The 19,389-nt window shown below is 43.6% G+C and carries 12 protein-coding genes; 11 read left to right on the top strand and 1 reads right to left on the bottom strand.

The features are described from left to right. Genes IX91_RS06995 through IX91_RS06945 form a run of 11 tightly spaced genes read left to right on the top strand, consistent with a single transcriptional unit; the run spans position 1 to position 15,992 of the window. Positions 1-930, top strand: a complete 930-nt coding sequence (locus tag IX91_RS06995) for a type VI secretion system baseplate subunit TssG (RefSeq protein WP_004748697.1) — start codon at positions 1-3, stop codon at positions 928-930. A gap of 57 nt (positions 931-987) precedes the next feature. Next, positions 988-3,600 carry a type VI secretion system ATPase TssH gene (gene tssH / locus IX91_RS06990; RefSeq protein WP_004748696.1) on the top strand — a complete coding sequence of 871 codons (2,613 nt, stop codon included), beginning with the start codon at positions 988-990 and terminating at the stop codon, positions 3,598-3,600. A 25-nt stretch (positions 3,601-3,625) separates the two neighbouring features. After that, a complete protein-coding gene (locus tag IX91_RS06985; protein ID WP_004749481.1) occupies positions 3,626-6,169 on the top strand; it encodes an MFS transporter in 2,544 nt (847 codons plus the stop codon). After that, on the top strand, positions 6,166-7,173 hold the full coding sequence (locus IX91_RS06980; protein WP_004748693.1) for an ABC transporter substrate binding protein: 1,008 nt from the start codon (positions 6,166-6,168) through the stop codon (positions 7,171-7,173). Before IX91_RS06985 ends, IX91_RS06980 begins: the two co-directional genes overlap by 4 nt. After that, positions 7,161-7,883, top strand: a complete 723-nt coding sequence (locus tag IX91_RS06975) for a type 2 periplasmic-binding domain-containing protein (RefSeq protein ID WP_004749482.1) — start codon at positions 7,161-7,163, stop codon at positions 7,881-7,883. The genes IX91_RS06980 and IX91_RS06975 overlap by 13 nt, the downstream gene beginning before the upstream one ends. A 3-nt stretch (positions 7,884-7,886) precedes the next feature. Then, positions 7,887-8,831: an FHA domain-containing protein gene (locus IX91_RS06970; RefSeq protein WP_004748691.1), complete on the top strand. Its 945-nt coding sequence runs from the start codon at positions 7,887-7,889 to the stop codon at positions 8,829-8,831. Then, positions 8,831-9,313: a type VI secretion system lipoprotein TssJ gene (gene tssJ / locus IX91_RS06965; protein WP_004748690.1), complete on the top strand. Its 483-nt coding sequence runs from the start codon at positions 8,831-8,833 to the stop codon at positions 9,311-9,313. Before IX91_RS06970 ends, tssJ begins: the two co-directional genes overlap by 1 nt. A gap of 20 nt (positions 9,314-9,333) precedes the next feature. Continuing rightward, positions 9,334-10,665: a type VI secretion system baseplate subunit TssK gene (gene tssK, locus IX91_RS06960; RefSeq protein WP_004748689.1), complete on the top strand. Its 1,332-nt coding sequence runs from the start codon at positions 9,334-9,336 to the stop codon at positions 10,663-10,665. A 4-nt stretch (positions 10,666-10,669) separates the two neighbouring features. Next, positions 10,670-11,869 (top strand): type IVB secretion system protein IcmH/DotU, encoded by a 1,200-nt coding sequence (gene icmH / locus IX91_RS06955; protein WP_004748688.1) that lies wholly within the window; start codon positions 10,670-10,672, stop codon positions 11,867-11,869. A 2-nt stretch (positions 11,870-11,871) separates the two neighbouring features. After that, positions 11,872-15,246, top strand: a complete 3,375-nt coding sequence (tssM, locus tag IX91_RS06950; protein ID WP_004748687.1) for a type VI secretion system membrane subunit TssM — start codon at positions 11,872-11,874, stop codon at positions 15,244-15,246. Positions 15,247-15,248: 2 nt separating this feature from the next. Further along, entirely contained in the window at positions 15,249-15,992 is a 744-nt protein-coding gene (locus tag IX91_RS06945; RefSeq protein ID WP_004749483.1) for a protein kinase domain-containing protein, read from the top strand. Here IX91_RS06945 and IX91_RS06940 read toward each other — a convergent pair. Further along, positions 15,958-19,104 carry an HD domain-containing phosphohydrolase gene (locus tag IX91_RS06940; protein WP_004748392.1) on the bottom strand — a complete coding sequence of 1,049 codons (3,147 nt, stop codon included), beginning with the start codon at positions 19,102-19,104 and terminating at the stop codon, positions 15,958-15,960. The genes IX91_RS06945 and IX91_RS06940 overlap by 35 nt on opposite strands. Between the last annotated feature and the right edge of the window lie 285 nt (positions 19,105-19,389).

Below are 19,389 nucleotides of genomic sequence, written 5' to 3'. Positions count from 1 at the left end.
ATGAACGTAGTCAATGACCTAACCAATAACACTGAAAAATACGATTTCGCTCAAGCGATGCGTTTACTGTCGCACTTTATCTCTGAATCGGAGCAACGAATTCGCTTGGTGCTTAAAGCCGAAGCAATGCCAACCGGTGATGCAAGTGAAATCCAGTATTTTTCTTTAAAGAATAACAACGCCAAGCTAAGACTTGCTAAGCAAGCTTTATCTGGCGTTAAAGGCGTAATCCCTTACTACATTTATGAAGAGCTTCTAGCCGCACTGCATGACGACGATCATGCTTTAAAAGACTTTCTCGATGTATTCAATCAGCGGTATTTTGAACTTGTCGCTCAGCTTGAGACCTCTCCTTGGTTAGTGGTTCAGAATGAGCTACATCCTGAAAAGTCTCGTCTACTGAACCACATAGCTGCACTTAATGACGATCATGGAAACTTTTTCCAATACTCATTCTTGCTTGGGCAAAATAGCCGTAATCTAAGTAGCTTAGAGCAAATGCTGAATGACTACTTCCCGTACGAAATTGAAGTCTCTACAAAGCACCAAGAACGCCGTCAACTCCCAGTAGATTCACTGACCAAGCTTGGCATTAATCGCACTTACAACAGCCGTATTGGACAAGGGTTTCTAATTGGAAAAACCTGTTTAACGCACTTTAGTCATTTGGTTGTCTCGATTAAACCGGCCAATGAACAAGACCTTTTAGATATTCAAAACGATCGAATGCTTGCAAGTAGTATGCGTGAACTCATTCAGCATTACCTTCGCGATAACACTCCAGTTTCGATTTATCTCAAAGTTAAACGCGAATATCTTTCGCGACCGACACTTTCCAGCAACATCAACCGTGCAGCAAAACTGGGAGAGGTTGATTGCCTCGCTCCGGAAAGAAAGCCGCACCAAATGATAAGTATCTTGCTCAAATAATGGAAAAACACTCCGTAGCTTCGTTGTTTTGATGCTTCGAAATACAAGGAAAACTGTATGACACAAGTAACACTAACAAATTTAGTCGCCAAGCTTTCTCCCGAGCTAAAACAGGCTCTTGAAGTCTCTGCTGGTGCTGCCATGAACCAAGGCGTTCCTTCTATCGAGATTGAGCATTGGTTGCTGCAATTAATTTCTCAGCAAGATGCCAACTTGAGCAACTTGATGCAATCTCAAAAGCTGTCTCAAGACGCGATTGTTAATGAGCTGTCGACCAAGATTGCACGACTTCCAAAAGGAAGCGAAGGGCAACCGACTCTGAGCCACGGTCTGACTGAACTAATTAAAGACGCTTGGATGATCGCCTCAGTAAACTATGCTCATGGCGAAGTGATCAGCTTGCATTTAGTACAAGCTTTATTGCAGCAAAACGTATTGGGTGTGAACACGCTTCAACTGGAAAGCTTGCAATCAGTGTCACTTGAATCTTTACAGGGACTGATCAATAAAACCGCCGTTGCTCGCAGTAAAACGTCAGCAGCAGAAGGTGGCGCACCGGCTGGTCAACCGTCTGCAAACGATGCGCTAAGTAAGTATACGATTAACCTAACTCAACAAGCGATTGACGGTAATATTGACCCAATATCAGGCCGAAACGCCGAAGTTCGCAAGGCCATCGATATTCTTTGTAGAAAGCGTCAAAACAACCCAATCATGGTCGGTGAACCGGGCGTAGGTAAAACAGCCGTTGTGGAAGGGCTAGCACTTCGAATTGCAGCGGATGAAGTCCCAGGGGCACTGCAAGGGGTGCAAATCCATTCACTGGATTTGGGATTGCTTCAAGCCGGAGCAAGCGTTAAAGGTGAGTTTGAAAACCGACTTAAAGACGTCATCAACGAAGTAAAAAACAGTGAAGTACCTATCATCGTATTCATTGATGAGGCTCATACTCTCATCGGTGCTGGCGGTGCTGCTGGTCAGAATGACGCGGCGAACTTACTTAAACCCGCATTAGCGCGTGGCGAGTTCAAAACAATTGCTGCAACGACTTGGGCAGAGTACAAAAAGTACTTTGAAAAAGACCCTGCTCTTACTCGTCGTTTCCAAGTGGTTTCTATCGAAGAGCCTAATGCAGAAGATGCAAAGCAGATGCTGCGCGGCGTAGCAGCTTCACTACAGAAACACCACGGTGCTTTCATCGCTGAAACCGCCATTGATGCAGCGGTCAATCTGTCTATTCGTTACTTGCCTAGTCGTCAGTTACCAGACAAAGCGATCAGCCTTCTTGATACTGCCAGTGCACGTATTGCCCTGACCCAAGGTGCTAAACCTGAAGTTATTGAATCTCTAGAGCAAACCATTCGTTATCAAAAGAACGAAAAAGCTGCTCTAGAAAAAGAGAATGCGCTTTTCGGTATTGCTGAAGAAGAGATCAAAGAGATCACAGGCGAAATCGAAACCAATGAATCAGAGCTTGAAGCCCTGAACGTTCGTTGGAAACAAGAAGTTGAGCTGGTTGATCAAATCAAGGCTTTGCAAGAGGAAATTAGCAACGCTGAAGGTGAAGACAAAGGTGACCTTACCAAGCAGACAGCCCTCAATGACACGCTAGACGAACTTCACGAGTTGCAAGGTGAATTGCCTCTCGTAAATGCAATGGTCGATGACAATACGATTGCTCAGATCATTGCTAACTGGACAGGTATTCCGGTTGGTAACATGATGAGTGATGAGATTGCTCGATTACTTTCGCTTGAGGAAGAGCTAGATAAACGTGTTATCGGTCAAAATGTGGCTAAACAAGAGCTTGCTAAGGCTATTCGTATCTCTCGTGCAGGTCTAACAGACAGCCGCAAACCAATTGGTGTGTTCCTCATGTGTGGTCCAAGTGGTGTTGGTAAGACAGAAACAGCCATGGCACTTGCTGAGCAACTGTACGGCGGAAGCAATGACCTAACCGTGATCAACATGACCGAATTTAAAGAAGAACATAAGATCTCTATGCTTTTGGGGTCTCCTGCTGGTTATGTTGGTTTTGGTGAAGGTGGTGTGTTAACTGAAGCAATTCGACGCAACCCTTATTCTGTTCTTCTTCTTGATGAAATGGAAAAAGCACACCCAGGTGTTCACGACTTGTTCTATCAAATCTTTGATAAAGGGCATATCAAAGACAGTGAAGGCCGCACGGTTGATTTCAAAAACACCATTATCATTATGACTTCCAACGCAGCAGACCAAGCGATTTGTGATGCGTGTGAAGATCGTGAAGAACGTATGACCAATGAAGAGCTTCTAGAAAGCATTCGCCCTGACTTACAACATTACTTTAAGCCAGCATTCTTGGGCCGTACCACGATCGTGCCTTATTACCCACTTAACGATGAAGAGCTATCGAAGATTACCGAAATTTCTCTTAATCGAATTAAGAAAAAATTGGCTGAACAGTATCAAGCAAGCTTCACTTGGGACAAGGGTTTTGTCGACTTTGTTGTTAACAAAAATACGGACCCAACAACAGGTGGTCGCGCCGTTGAACAGATCATCAACCGTTCTCTGATGCCTAAGTTGGCGGAAGAATGTATCAGCCGCCTGAGCCAACAACAGCCTATTTCTCAAGTTTCGGTTGTTGCAGCATCAAACCCAGCGGGTTTTGAGCTAACCATTAAGTAACAAGTAGCCAAGGAAAGCAGTAAGTATGAGCAGTAACCATGTCACTTCACGTCGTACGTTTTTCTCGTTAAGAGTCAAACTCGTGTTAGCGATTTTCTCAGTCTTACTGTTTTCCAATGGCTTAAACAGCACATTAAACTATCTAAACTTTGAGAAACGGCTAACCCAAACCAGTGATTCTACTTATCAAGTCGTCTTAAACGAAACCGATCACGATATTAAGCAGGCTATAAGTTTAGGCCTGCCACTTTCTTCTATTTCAAACATCCAATCTCTTTTAGAGAGACGCCTATCGCTTGTTGACGGAATTAGCCGAATGCAAGTCGTCAACAATAAAGGGGATGTCCTCTACTCTGCTGGTGAAGCCACTGAGAACGAACGACTTATCGCGTCTGACATCACCAATACTTTTGATGTCAAAGAAGGTGCTCTTCAGCTTTACTACTCAACGGGATACTTAAACAGCATTAAGCATAAGTTGCTTATGCAGCAACTATTTGACACATTAATGTGGGTGTTGATTGCATGCTTTATTGGCTACGTAGCTTTATACACCGGCCTAGACTTTTTGTTGAAGAAGCTGAAAGGGTTCTCAGAAACACTTGAACAACCAGAGCTGACTGACAAAGAGCTTATCGAAAACGCCAATCAACGCTTTTTTGCTAAAAAAGGTAAAAATGGTTGGCAGCGCTTTCGTGATAAGTATTTCCCGCTGCTGATTATTGCACTGGCTATCGTTCTGACTATCGCGTCTAATGTGGGTAGTTCGTATCAGGCTCTCGATAAATTCTCGACCACTTACGAAACTCAATTAGAACAGAAATCTATCGTCATTGGTGACACGCTTAGCAGCATGATCCAAAGACTGCTCAACCAAGGTGTTCCTCTAGATAGACTCTATGGGCTTGAAGATGAGTTTGCTGAGTATCTTAGTCAGCATAAAGAACTGCTCTCTATTGAGCTTCAACAGGCTGAAACGTCTTTGTACCATTACCCAAATAACTTTACGGGTAACGACCATTCGTCTTCGATAAATCTGGAAATCGATCCAGATTCACTAACATCGATTAAGATGACCACCGACATGAACATTATCCCTCAGCTAATCGAAGATAGCTTAATGGATATGTTGACGGTACTTATCGCGTCTGCCCTTGTGGTCATCGAAATTATACTTTTTGTCTGTAATTTCATGATCATAAAACCTTGGCACCAGATCAAACAATTACTAACAGACTCAAAAATTGGCGCATCATTGTGGCTCGCGCGTATTTCTGCCAAAGATGAGCTTGGGCGTGTGACTCATAGCATCAACTCGATTATCCAAAGACAACATTCAAACAAAACGCTTAAAGTAAAAAATCTTCAAGACTATCGCTTTATTCGACTGCCATTGTTTATGCTGGTCTTCGCAGAAGCAGCTTCATTAGCATTTTTCCCAAACTTTGTAGCCAGCTTATCTCGCTCGCAAGATTGGATACCTGAAAGCTTAGTCACCAGCTTACCTATCTCTCTGTTTATGTTCTGCTGGGCAATCTCCCTACCCTTTGCTGGCTATTGGTCAGATAAAGTAGGCCGTCGCAAGTCTTTAATAGTCGGAGGCTTAATCACGAGTACAGGCCTCGCTCTTACCGCAATCTGTCAAACACTTGAGCTGCTACTTATTGCGAGAGCTTATACGGCAGTTGGTTATGGTATTGTCTTCATTTCTGCCCAAGGGTATATCACTGATACAACGACGACCAAAAACCGAACTAAAGGTATGTCTACCTTCTTATCTTCGTTTTTCTCTGGTTCTCTGTGTGGCGCGGCAATCGGTGGCATCTTAGCGGACAAGCTTGGCTATAGCGTGACCTTTATGCTCGCATCTGTCTTAGCCTTGGTAAGCGTTTTGTTTGTTATGAGCTTTTTCAGTCGTGGTAGTTCAAACGCTCAAAGTAAGCCAGTTCGGCTCAATGACTTTAAAGTCTTGCTCAGCAACAAATACTTCTCGTTGATCACTTTTTTCAGTGCGATACCAGCCAAGGTCGTTCTCACAGGCTTCCTCTATTACATCTGCCCAGTTTATTTACAGTATTTAGGCGAAAGCAGTGCAGTGTCGGGTCGTGTCATGATGAGTTATGGTATCGCGATTATTGTCATATCACCTTTGAGTGCTTTCCTCGTAGACCGTTGGGATAACAAAATTAAGTTCATCGTATTTGGCGGTCTACTTTCAGCGTTAGCCTTAGTTAACATCGTCTTCCTGCCAGGTACTATGGGGCTATTGATGATCGTGATTCTGATTGGTATCGCACACGGCATCAGTGTCTCACCGCAGATTCCGTTGGTCATGGACTTACTGGCCAACGAAGGAATCGATAAAGGAAAAACAATCGGTATTTTCCGACTTACCGAGCGCATCGGAAACATCGCAGGGCCTATGTTAGCAGGCTTGTGCCTGAGCCTATTTGGTTTCCAAGACACCATCATACTGTTTGGCATCACGTTGTTTATCAGCTCTACGGTGTTGGTGGGTTTCTACGCATTCTTTACTAAAAAAGATAGACAACTAGAGGTAGCAAAATGAGAGTTTTAATCTTAGTTTTGATCACCTTGGTCACGCAGTTCTCAGTACCAACGTTGGCATTCGCAGCAGAGAAAAAGCATGTTGTCATGATCTTATGGCGAGGTGTCACTGATGCTGAAAAAGGCTTTATGGAATACCTTTCTAGTAAAATGCCCGTCAGCTACACCTTGCTTGACGCCAAAAGAGACAGAGAGACATTGTCTAATTATATTAATAACATAGACTCTTACGATGCAGACCTTGTTTATACATTCGGCACTACGACTACCCTCTCACTCTTAGGAACAGAAGACAAACCAACGTCATTTAGACAGCACAGCAATACCCCTGTGGTATTTAGTATCGTGACCGACCCTGTGGGTTCAAAAATAATTTCAGATGACAATTCTCAGCATCGTAATTTTACTGGTGTAAGTCATATTGTGCCCCACAAGGTTCAATTTAACGCGATTCAAAAACTGCCCAATATTTCGACAATGGGCATCGTGTTCAATCCGTTGGAAAACAACGCGGTGATTACCGCACGTAAGATTCAAATGCTGTCTGCGAAGTTCGGTATGGATGTCTACTTGTATCCTCTTCGAACTAAAGATGGTAAACCAGACCTAAGCTCACTCTCGAAAGTGATCGAAACCATGCTTGAAGATAGGGTCCAGCTTGCTTATTTACCACCCGATTCCTACATCATCAGCCAAGGGAAAGGCATCGTAGATAGCCTTCACGCCCAGGGAATAGCTACTTTTTCAGCAACTGAATCCCCTATTCGCAATCATAACGCGCTATTTGGTATAGTTAGCCGTTATTATAACGTTGGTGAATTTGCCGGACACAAAGCAGAGCAAATATTGAGCAACAAACGTAAAGCCCAAGATTTGCCTATTGAGCCACTTAGCCAGTATTCATACATTGTCAATGTGGGTGCCGCACGCACTTTGGATTATTATCCCCCTGTTTCAATTTTAAAAATTTCCGAGTTAATTGGAGGAAATGAATGGTCAGAATGATGCCATGTTTTGCTTTCTGCCTAATGATTATGATGGGACTGCTTAGCAGCACCCATGCTTTCGCACAAACTAGCATTGGACCTGCTCGATTACTGTTAACCACTCAAGAGTGGGCGCCTTACCAAGAGTACAAGCACGGACAAATGCAGGGTTTAGCACTAGATAAAGTAAAATGCATCCTTGGAAAAATGGGCCAACCATACCAACTCACAATGACCAGTTGGTCTGATGCGCAACTACGCGTACACAGTGGCGCGCAACACGGTTTCTTTGTTGCTACCCAAACTGATGAGCGAGATGAATACGCCACACTTTCGGCACCTATCGCAGAACAAAAACTTATGTGGTATTTCGGCCCCGGTGTCGAGCCTAAAATAGATGAGTTGTCAAAGCTTAACCTTAAATTCTCGGCTAAATTTGGGTCGAATAAGTGGTTTTGGCTAAAACGTAACGGCTATAACGTAGTCAAACAGCCTAGAGATGCTAAAGTATTACTAAAGCTTTTAAAACAAAGGGAAATTGACATTGCTTTAGAAGATGATTTGGTCTTCAAAAGCGAGCTAGATGAAGCAGGTTTACCGAGCGATTTTTTCCAGTATCAAGTTCTCGAAACTAAACCGATGGGCGTCTATTTTTCAAATCGTTTCCTAACTAAGTATTCTGGTTTCTTGTCTGCATTCAATGCAGCCGTATCTAAGTGTGAGAGGTAACTAGTGGCCGTCAGTATCCATTTGATTTCTGTACCCACTGAAGAGGTTGTAGCCTCAAGAGTTGTGTATCTTCCAGAATCAGGAGGCACTCTTGGTCGTGCCCCTGCGTGTGATATCTGTTTACCCGACCAAAGCAAACGTATTTCCCGTACTCATGGCGAAGTCCGCCTAACCGACCGAGGCTATGTATTGATTAGTCGTGGTCAAAATTGCGCTTCATTAAACGACAAAGTCATGGTGAGAGATAAAGAATACCCACTCAATGACGGAGACATCATAAAAGTAGAAAACTACACCATGCTTGTTTCTACTCTTGTTTCATCAAGTGCTGAGCCACCTCAACAAGACGATGACGACTTTCTCTCTCAACCATTTGAGTTAAACCTTAACGATGACGAAACTGAGTTCTTAGAACAAACAGAAGCACCAAAGCAAAAACAAAGCGGCGCTTCGTTTTCGCATAAAAATGTTCTAAGCGATGATCCTTTTGCCTCAGACCCGTTTGAAGATCTAGATAGCGACGAAATCGCTGCTCATGTCGAAGTGGACGAAGTGGCACAAACAAAGACGTTCGAACAGGCCACCGATCTAGAGTATCTGCCTGTCGATACACCAAGCAACAATACTCAGTTGGAAGCGTCTATTGAGAAGCTACTTACGCTATCTGAGAAAAACCAACAATATTTGCAAAACCCAATGCTTCACCACGATGCCTTGTTTGATGCATTAGAAAAAACCGTTGATCAGTTTCTCAATGAGTTCGCTCCTAAAGAACTTGAAAATCAGTTTAGCGAGTACCTGTCTGTCGGACTGTTCAGCAACAAAGAGAAAAAGTATTGGAAGATCTATCGTAAGCACTTCCAGCACAGACAACAAAATGGAGACTTTCGTCGCCAGTTCAAAGCTTTGTTTTTGGAAAATATGCAGAAACAGCGAGAGGAAGGTTGATGAGGAAGTGGTATTTAGCGGCAGTGCTGTTGTTAGCTGGATGTTCTTCTGATCCAGTTCCTGTCGTTTCTCAATACAACTTAACAATAAAGTCAGATGCAGCAATGAATCCGTCTGATTCAAACACTGCAAACCCTGTCGTCGTTAGATTGTATCAATTAACCGACGTACAGATGTTCAAACAAGTACCGTTTATCGATCTGTATTCAAATGATGTTCAGCTGTTAAGCGCGAACCTAGTGTCAAAACAAGTGTTGCCGGTAATACTTCCAGACACAAGCACTGAGCAGGTATTAGATATTAACAAAACGACCCAGTACGTTGCCGTACTTGTTGAGTTTGTTGATTACCAGAATAGTGAAACAAAGGCATTTTCCACTTTGCCAGTACAAGCAGATCAATATCTGCAGCTCAACATACAAGGGGCAAAAGCCTCGTTAGAAATAGTCACACCTGAATCCAGCTGGTGGCAAGTATTTTAGTCAGTATATAGGGAATTAACGTGGACGCGTTTAAAAAAGTAGTTTGGCAAGAAGGCATGTTTATTGCCCCACAACATTTTCAGCAACAGGATCGCTACGTACAGAATTATGTTCGTCAGAACGTTGAGACTCTAGCTGGATTTGCTCCCTTTTATGGTGTGACAGAACTCACCATCAATCACGAATTATTAAAAATCGGTAAGCTTTCTATCGCCAGTAGCGCAGGTGTGTTTCCTGACGGTACTCAGTTTGAAATGAAGCACGAGGTTGCCCGAGATGTTATCCAAGGCAGCATTGAAACTGTGGTCTACTTGGCACTTCCTATCTCTTTACAAGGCAACAACGACTACGGGCAAGAGCAATCGGATCAAGGTCGTTACCTATCTCGCTCTATCAATGTATTTGACACATCAACATCAGAAAATGCGAGTGTTGAGATAGATGTCGCTCATCTGAATATTTCTATTAAGTTGGAAGGTGAAGATACCTCTGGCTTTACGCTTATACCTGTCGCCAAGATTTTAGAATGCACAGAAGCGGGTGAAGTGATTCTTGACCGCGCATTTATTCCAGCATGTCTACATTACGGTGCCTCTCAACTGCTACTTGAGCGTTTAAAAGAAATACATGCCCTGACTGCCAATCGCGCAACGACCCTATTGCAGAGAATTCAAGCTGGCCAAGGGCAAAAAAGCCCGCAATCAATGATGCAAGATTACTTGTGGTTGCAAACATTGAACAGTTGGCTGCCGTGGTTTGACCTTTCCATTACCAATCCAAAGCTACAAACGCACCAAGTCTACGGCGAGTTGCGTAAGTTCGAAGCGCAAATCATGGCATTAACTCCAGCGATTCCGGAACCATGTTTGCCATTGCAGTATCACAAGCTTTACGAGAGCTTTAATCCTTTATTCGCCTCTCTGCGTAACATGCTCACGCTGGTTCAACAAGACTCTGTACTTGAGTTTGCTTGGGATAGCTCTTTGTTCGAACGTCGTCGATTGCTTAGAACCTTAATCAAAGACACCGCAAGCGTGTCGAATCGTCGATTTGTCCTCTCTGTTAAATCGACCATTAGCAGTGCTGAGCTCAATGAGCTGTTCCCTATCGCTGCCAAGTTAAGTAACAACGCGCGCATTGTTGAGATCGTACGAAACGGCCTATCGGGTATTGCGCTGTCACCGTTACCAGTTGCACCAAGTGAACTTAAACCGATGCAAGGGGTGTCTTACTTTGAAGTCGACACTGCCGATCGTATGTGGTTAGAAATGCTCGAAAACCGCGATGCGATTGCTCTCCATGTCGATACTCGAATCGCAGACCTCGAAGTTATGCTATATGCCCTGAGATAATGCTATGGACTATTTGGATGAAGAAACCCTAGTCTGGGATGCAAAAGAGTCCGAGTTTGTCGCTAAAGAAGACGATGTCAGCGACAGTTCATGGATCTCTGTTGATGCGAGCCGAGGTCGCAGTGAATTTCTGCACTATTTCGATAAAGCAGAAAACCAGCTACTCAATATAAGCAGTGAGCTATTAGCGATCACATTAAAAGTCTCTACGCTTCCCGAGCCAGAAGACGTCACAACTTTACGTCATCAGCTAGTTGACGGGATTAATGACATCAAAACAAAAGGCGCTGAGCTTTCCTACCCTGTCGCAGTCATTGATAAACTCTGCTTCCTCTACGCGGTCGTGTTAGACGAACTGATTATTTACAGTGAATGGGGTGAGTCACGCGGCTGGGAAAACAAAACCCTGCTGAGCGAACTTTTCGGTATGCGAAATGGTGGTGAGCTGTTCTTTACTGTCGCTGATAAAGCACTCAGACAGCCGCACAAGATGATTGACCTACTTGAGATCATCTACATTTTCCTAAACATTGGATTTAAAGGTCAGTACCGAGAGACAGGAAATGACCAACTTAAATCCTTCATACATCAGTTGGAGCAGTTAATTAGCCAGTATCGACAAACGAGCGCGATCCATTGCCGTACTCGAATTAAACTGCCTAAAGTTCGTAAGCCGACTCGTCGTAAACGCTACTTTATCACTACTGTTTTCTTCTTATGCCTGATCTTTACCAGCATTGCCCTGACCTATTTTTGGTACAACAAAACGCATTCGCAACGAGCTCGCGACTTTAACAACTTACCGGACTTCAGCGCTCGCTATGTAATGTCAGGCCAAGTGAATGATATTGTCTTTATCAGTGATGACGCTGACTTGGAAACCATGCCCCAACGAGCCAGTAAAGTTGAGCTAGTGGACGCTCCGCCACCGCCGAATTTAGGTACCAGCCATTCCTCTTGGTTGGTTCAATTAGCAACGTTCTCTTCGCAGAAAAATGCTGAAAACTTTGTTTCTACGCTCGCGCCATCAAAGTATGAGGCGGTTGTTGACGAGTTTGATTCCTACTTCCGCGTCATTGTACGAAGTGAGTCCTCTGAGCAAGCAAGAGAAATTAAGAGTTGGTATATAGAAAAAGATCAGCTCACACCCATCATCGTGAGAAACACGCAAAACGACAATAAAAACGATAAAGAGGCACAATAACGATGAGTGATGCTAAACCCACACAGAATTCAACAAAGCGTAGCCTTGTCTGGTCTATACTGCTTGCTTTGCTTGTCATGCTGATAGGTGGTGCCTTAACCTGGTGGCTCTATCCAGAGAAACTTATTATCGGTGGTATCGTATCATTCATCACAGGTCTCGTTATCGGTTTACTCACTTACTGGTTGATGCGACGTAAAGGCGGAGCAAGTAAAACACCCGATCAACAAAGATTGCTGATCCAGAAACGAAGTAAGCTTTTGGCTTTGCACTTTAAACGCATGATTGGTGTACAAAAGCGCAAGAAAAGGCTTAACAGTCGTTATGACCAACCTATCTACCTATTGTTGAGTGACGACCCATGTAAAGATAAGAGCATCATTACACAAATGGGATACGAGGCGTACAAGGTTGATGATTTCGGTAATGACATCGAATTTCCGATTCTATTCTGGCTAAGCGAACACTCTATTCTTATCTCTATTAGCATGGGTGAAGATCAACAACCTCAGTATCTGAAAACCCTCTCGGATAGCCTCAATAAATGGCGTCCACGTCAGGCTATAAACGGGTTATTGTTGACGACCGAAATCGCTACACTACTCGGCAACCAAGAGAAACTTACTCAACGAGCTGATGACGTTAAATCGACTATTAAAACGTTCAATGACACATTCGGACTGAATCTGCCCGTATATAACCTGATCACCAACATGGGTCAGGTGAACGATTTCTGTCAGTTCTTTTCTGCATTTGATGAAGCCAAGCGCAACGATGTATTTGGCGCAACGTCTCCGGTCCTTAAAAATGGTGGGATAGACGCAGATTGGTATCACGAAGAGTATGACCACTTAATCAGTCAATTAATTGCTAACACCAGCAGCGCGCTTTCCTCACAGCTTAATCAAGAATATCGTAACTCTATCTGTGCAGCGCCTTACCAGTTTGGTTTGCTAAAACAAAGTCTGTGGCATTTCTTACAAAGGCTGTATCGAGGTGATCAGCTAAGTAATGGTCTCAACTTCCGTGGATTTTATTTTACTCATAGTGGCTCAGGTGAAAAGCAGTATGACCTGCTGGCCAATGTCGTCAATGAATCTCTAGGCAACGAGAAGTTCCAGCAGCACCAGCAAATTCCAGTCACCCAGACCCTGTTTGCTCAGCACATCATGAACCACGTGGTCTTGAACGAAAATGAGCTTGTCGGCGTCAACCGCCGTAAAGAGAATATGCTGATATTCTGGCAAGGTGCTTACACTGTGTTTTGTGCCGTGCTTCTAATTGCTATCTTAGCGATCATTAAGTTAGATTTTGATTACCAAAACGCGCGTGAAACACGTGCCGATAACATGTTAGAGCGCTACAAAGAGGCGATCGCTGCGTCACCTTACGATATTGAGAATATGGCGGACAATATTCCGAACTTATACTCTCTCAATCGTATCTACGCGCTCTACCTTCAGCCCGATCCTTGGTATACCCTGCCCTTCATGCCTAGTTCAAGCATTAAGACGGAAGTGGAAGCCGCTTATTTCGATGAGCTAGCCCGTGTTCTTATTCCTTCGATGGAAAACACCCTAGAAAAAGATCTGTTTGTCTACGTAAACCTTGAAGATCAAGCTAAGACCTTATCTTTGTTGAATAACTATCGCTTACTGTTCGACCCTAAGCGTACCAACATTGAAGAGCTAAAGAGCTACTTTATGTCATCATTGACTGACCAAGGCGAAGCAGATAGCGTAAACCTTGCTCAGCTCAAGATTTTGCTTGATGACGTCTTCGCTCAAGATTTGGTTCCCACTAAAGCCAATTTTGATCTTGAGAAGTTAGCTAAGAAAGTCATCAACCAAACTGGAGTTGAGACTCTGTTGTACGAGCATATCTTAAACTCGCCAACCTACTCTAAGCGTGTCGATGTGCGTCAAGAGTTAGGATCAAACTTCTCTCAACTACTCAGTTTCTCACCGAATTATGTCGGTTACTTAGTACCCTACTTGTATACGCCATCAGGCTTTAATGAGCTTGATCTTTCTGTCGGTTCACCTGTTCTGACTGAAGCATTGCAAGCATATGAGGGGGTGGCTGGTAGCTCACCAAGTGCGCTAGAGCTCTACCGTATTAGTCGCGATCTTAAGCAGATGTATCAAAACGACTACATCAATTACTGGCGAGATTTTACCGCTCATATTCAAGCGAATAACGTTGATAGTGCTGACTCACTAAAAGCAACACTGTCTGTGCTTACAACGGCATCAAATAACCCATTGGCTCAGCTGTATGGCACGATCAGCAAATACACGTCAGTCGAAATTGAGGTGCCAAAAGCCAAAGAAGGTGAAACACAACCACCGGCTCAAGATGCCGATAAGAAAGAGTCCGCTCGCCAGATTTACATTGCCTTTATGCCTTACCACCAGCAAGTGGAGGCTAATGATCAGGGAACAAAAGCAATAGATACACTTCTTAGTCAATTTACAGAAATGGAGACGTATCTAGAGAAGTTTTACTCTTCAGACAAACCTCAAAAGCTTGCTTTCTCTACCCTGACCGCAGAGCTAAAGGTGAGTAACCCAGTTTCCTCTGTCGCAAAACAAACTGAGAAACAGCCGCAACTATCACTCGACATCATTAATGGCGTGACTACGCAGGCAAATGAAATGGTGATGCTACTGGCACATGGTTATCTCAACACGGCTTGGCAAAGCGAGGTATTCCAAACCTATCAAGATACGATTGCAGCGTACTATCCATTTAACAAAGCTGCTTCAGTGGATGCAACAACGAGCGATGTCGCCTCTTTCTTTAAGAGTAATGGTGTATTGGATAAGTTCTACCAGAGCAAACTAAAAGGTTTCTCTACCGATGAACGTTCTCCTTTCTTGCCGGGGCTGCTACCGAACTCAGGGTTGGCACTTGATCCTAATGTTTGGCAGATGATTAGCAAAGCGACGGACATTCGTAATGCGCTATTCTTACAAGATCCGCAAAACCTAACGCTTCAGTTCCAACTAAAAGCGATGGAGATGAGCTCGAACCTGACTCAGTTCTCTATCATTGCAGAGAAGTCTCTGTTTAGCTATCAACACGGCCCAAGGCTATGGAGCAAGCAGACGTGGTCAGCAAAAGACGTGGACAAAAACTCGATAGGATTCAAACTACAAGCGCAAGAAACGCAGGTAGCCGATGAGAAGTTCACCGGAAGCTGGGCTTGGTTCAAGTTGATTGAACCAAGAGTAGTATCGACAACCTCTCAAGATACTACTGTGAAGTTTGTGTATGACGATAGTCAGGTTGAATTAAGCATTAAGACGCAAGGGCAAAATAACCCATTTGTTCCAAACTTCTTCTCTGCTTTCTCGCTTCCAGCCAGCATTTAAAGATGAAGGATTCGAGTTCTGAACTCAACCCTAGCATCCTAAACACTATGCGAGCTTTAGGGGTTTCCTATTGCTCGCATATTGGTCATCAAGTGTATCTCGTCGACAGCGCCTCACATGGAAAGATTGCCCTCAAATTTGCCCTTTCCACACTTGCTAAGTCTCAACTTCACAACGAAGCTAGTTTTCTCGCGAAGTACTCCTCTAGCTATTGGCCCAGCTTTATCGATGCCGATAGCCATCACCAGGCCAGTTGGTTGATGTGCGAATTTGTAGAAGGCCATTCGCTAGCGCAGTGTAATTTCCTCAACGACGTTGCGTTGATCTCAAAACTTGAAGACGGTCTGAAAACCATTCATGAAACGGGTTTTATTCATGGCGACATTAAACCTGCAAACATCGTGATCAGTGCAAACGGTGAACCCATCTTTGTCGACTTTGGTAGCGTTCTACCAATCGGTCAAGCTTATTCGAAACAACCCCATTCTTCTGTTACTCCGAGTTTCGGAAGTTTAAGCGCAATAAAACGTCATGGTCTTGTTACTACTCAAGATGACTTCGTCTCGTTAGCAGTAGCTCTTCAGACCGTGTTGGGTAAGCACCCATATCAAGGGCTGCCCATTACAGAATTCGTAACAGCAAATAAGCTCCCAGATTCGAGAGCTGTTGCTTCAAAGTATCAGGTCTTACTCGCTCAACAGATCCGCCTAGCTAAGCGACTTGTTGTTTTGAAAAATACTGACTGATGTCAACATCATCGATTTGGCTTTCTGGAAGAAACGCTTGCGCGTAATCCATATAAACCCCGCTTTCGAGGAACAGCAAGAATAGCTCCATATCAACGTGTTCATCGAGAGCCATTTTATGCAAGATATCTACGGCTACACTGACAGGTTTTGCTTTCTTATAGGGCCGATCTGCCGCCGTGAGCGCCTCAAAAATATCAGCAATCACTAGCACTCTCTCTGGAATTGAAATCTCTTCTGCTGATAACCTACGTGGATAGCCAGTGCCTTTAAGGGTTTCATGGTGAGTAGAAGCGTAACGAGGGACTCGACTCAGCTCTTTTGGAAATGGCAAAGCCTCAAGCATTTTTATTCCACTGATCATATGCTCGTTTATCTTAAAGCGGTCTTCTGTGGTCAATGTGCCGCGCGAAATAGATAAGTTGTAGATCTCGCCCAAGTTATACTGATGTTCTGGCACATCCACTTTTATACCAAACTTCTCATCAAATTCGAGTGGTCTGATGCGCTTTTGTATGTGCTCTGGTTTGTCAGAAAGTAACGGTTCGGCGGTCGGAAGCACAACGTCCGATTGAGGTTTATTCAAGTCTTCGAATGGGGAAAGACCTAAGCGATCATCAAAGTTCCTTTGCCAAGTTCTACTAGCAATTTGCTTGATTCGTTCAACTTCTTCTTGACCCATAAACTCCCCGCCGATATTGGATTTGGCGATAAACTCAAACTCCTCCTGTAAAGTTTGCTTATACAGTTTAAGCTCCGCTAGAGCCGCGCTCTTATCTTTAGTTGCAGCGAGTTGCGAATTCAAATACTCAATTTCGGCATCACGCCAAAGCACTTCAAAACGCATACGAATTTCATGGATACGATTATAGTTCGCTTCGAGTTTAGTGCCTTTATCAACGATATGCTCTGGAGTCGTAATCTTTCCACAATCATGCAGCCAAGCCGCGATTCTAAATTCCCGCCTTTCATCATCATTCTCGAATTTAAACTGTTTGAATTTACCTTCTTGGCACTCTTCTACTGCCTTGGCTAACATCATGCCAAGTTCAGGAACACGATTACAATGCCCTGCTGTATAAGGAGATTTATCATCAATCGCTTGAGCAATCAGTTTTATGAAAGATTCAACAAAATCCTCTTGTTGTTTCTCATGTTGTTTTAGTGCAGCCCCCATCGAAGCGATAGACTCAGAAAGTTCAGACACCTCTTTGATGCGTGTGTTAACCAACGACACCGCATCATAATCTCTTGCTTTTATCTTCTTCGTTTCTACGCGTAGCGCTTTAATTGGAACGACAATGGGCGCACTGAACTTCCATGCTAAAGGAAGCAAAACCATCATGACTAAAACGGTTAACCCAATCGAGGTGATCAGCTTAGGCCATACTTGCTCGTAGATGATGTTTTCAGGTAGAACGACGGCGAAAAACTCATTGTGGCCTTGTTCAGACAACAGCGGTGTCACATAGATAAAGTACTGTCGTCCTTCAATATCAATTTTAACCATCTTGTTATGCAGGCTAGGATTGCGTGATGCGGAAAACAGCTCCGGATAAGGCACAAACGTTCCTCGCCACTGATTGGAGTCCAACCATTTTTTTTGCAAGGCCGTTCGTTGCTGCGGGGTAATGGCGAGCAAAGCCTTATCTAAAATATCGACAATTGAGTTGTTATCCTTTTTCATATAAAAGTGAAAAGGTAGCAACTCAGTGTCTGTCAGTTTTGATACCTTAGTTTGATCAGTATTCGATAGTTCATTCAGCTCAGAAAGTGTATGAAAGGTATCAATAATGTAGTCATAACTCTGAGTTGTAAGCCCTTGCTTAGCTTCATCCAAACTTGCCACTTCGGTAATGTTTAGCGTGGGTACTCGTTCTAGCAACCATGATTTCATCCCATAACCACCGACGACAGCGATCGACTCTTGAGAGAAGTTTGCCAGTGTCGAGTAAACCGGTTTATTTGTATTTGACGCTACCGCTAACTGGCCACTAAACAGAGTGGCGCTCCTGGCTCCCTCCACCGCCTTAGTCTCAGGCACAGAGTGAAGTAAATCGATGTCACCTTGGTGATACATCTGTGACAGCGTCACAGAATCAAAGCCATTAACAAACTCTAGCTCTACACCTGTCATTTTCGAAAGTAAGTTGAGAAGATCTATCGCATACCCTTTTGGCTCTCCTGACTGAGCATAATCGTAAGGTCCCCAATCATTTTGATTTGAGACCATAAGTGAACCTACAGCTGCTATTTCAGCCTTCTCGCTATCACTAAGAGCAAGGGGCTTTGGGCTCGGAATACGCACTTCATGATACAGCTCAACATTAGAAGCAATGACCTCGCCTTTGTCATTAAAAACAAAAGACTCTGTTCCACTATCAGGTGAAAGCCCGAGCTGTGTTGGCATCATCTTCTCTTTCATTGCTGAGTGAACAATGTCTACCCCAATCACGCGCGATTGAGTGCGAATAGAGTATGTCTGACCGGTAATCTTTAGATGCTGAAATAGATAAGGCTCCGTCTTAAAAATCTTTGTTTCCTTACTGCCTAAATACCAAGGTCTTTGAGTGGGGAAATAGTTACTGTCTTGTGCGACACTTTTGGTCAGTTCAAAACCTTCTGTAAAATAGCTCGTCGTGCGAATACGGCTCTCTTCGGGTCCTGATATTTTAATGATCACCCAGCGATCATTAATGCCAGCATCAATCTTTTGCCGCACGATAGGCGACGACTCCAAGTTGATTATTTGATAAAAGTCATCATCATCTCGCCCAATATACAGGCTATAGAAAAGAGGATTGTCTTCGAGAATTAAGGTGAAGGTTTTGCGAATTTCAGCCTCAATAAAGGTGTGGTTAGTTGATTCGGCGACACTTTTTAGTATCTGCACACTGTTGGTCGCATTTTTATCGACGAGCTCCAAGTAAGAGCCCATACCAGAAGAGGCTGTAGTCAGCTTAGCTAACACATTCTCTTCTGACATCTGTTTACCAAAATAGTATTGCAACCCAATTGCACAGGAAGCGGTAAACAGAGTCGCGAATATAAACATCGTCCCTACGGTAAATTGAATAGAGAACTTTCTAGCTTGACGTTTGTTTTGGTTCATTCTTGAACGCCCTCCGATGGCATCGAGTGAACGGTTCAACTTCCCAATATTATTTTTACTTGGGTCTTTCTTATCCAGATCAATAGATTATTAGAATACTTAACCTAAAAAACCAAATATCATTCCATAAAAATATGAGACAGCTTGCAATATATTTACACGTCTATTGCATACGTGCACAGACTCATAACTTGAGTACGTGAACTTTATGAACAAAACCCCCACAATGACCAATATTCTTTTTATCAACGTATTGGAGACATAGATTTAACAGACCATTAACCT

Source organism: Vibrio tubiashii ATCC 19109, assembly GCF_000772105.1.
GTDB lineage: Bacteria > Pseudomonadota > Gammaproteobacteria > Enterobacterales > Vibrionaceae > Vibrio > Vibrio tubiashii.
Note: the sequence above shows the minus strand (reverse complement) of the source record. Positions and strands in the feature narration are given on the sequence as shown.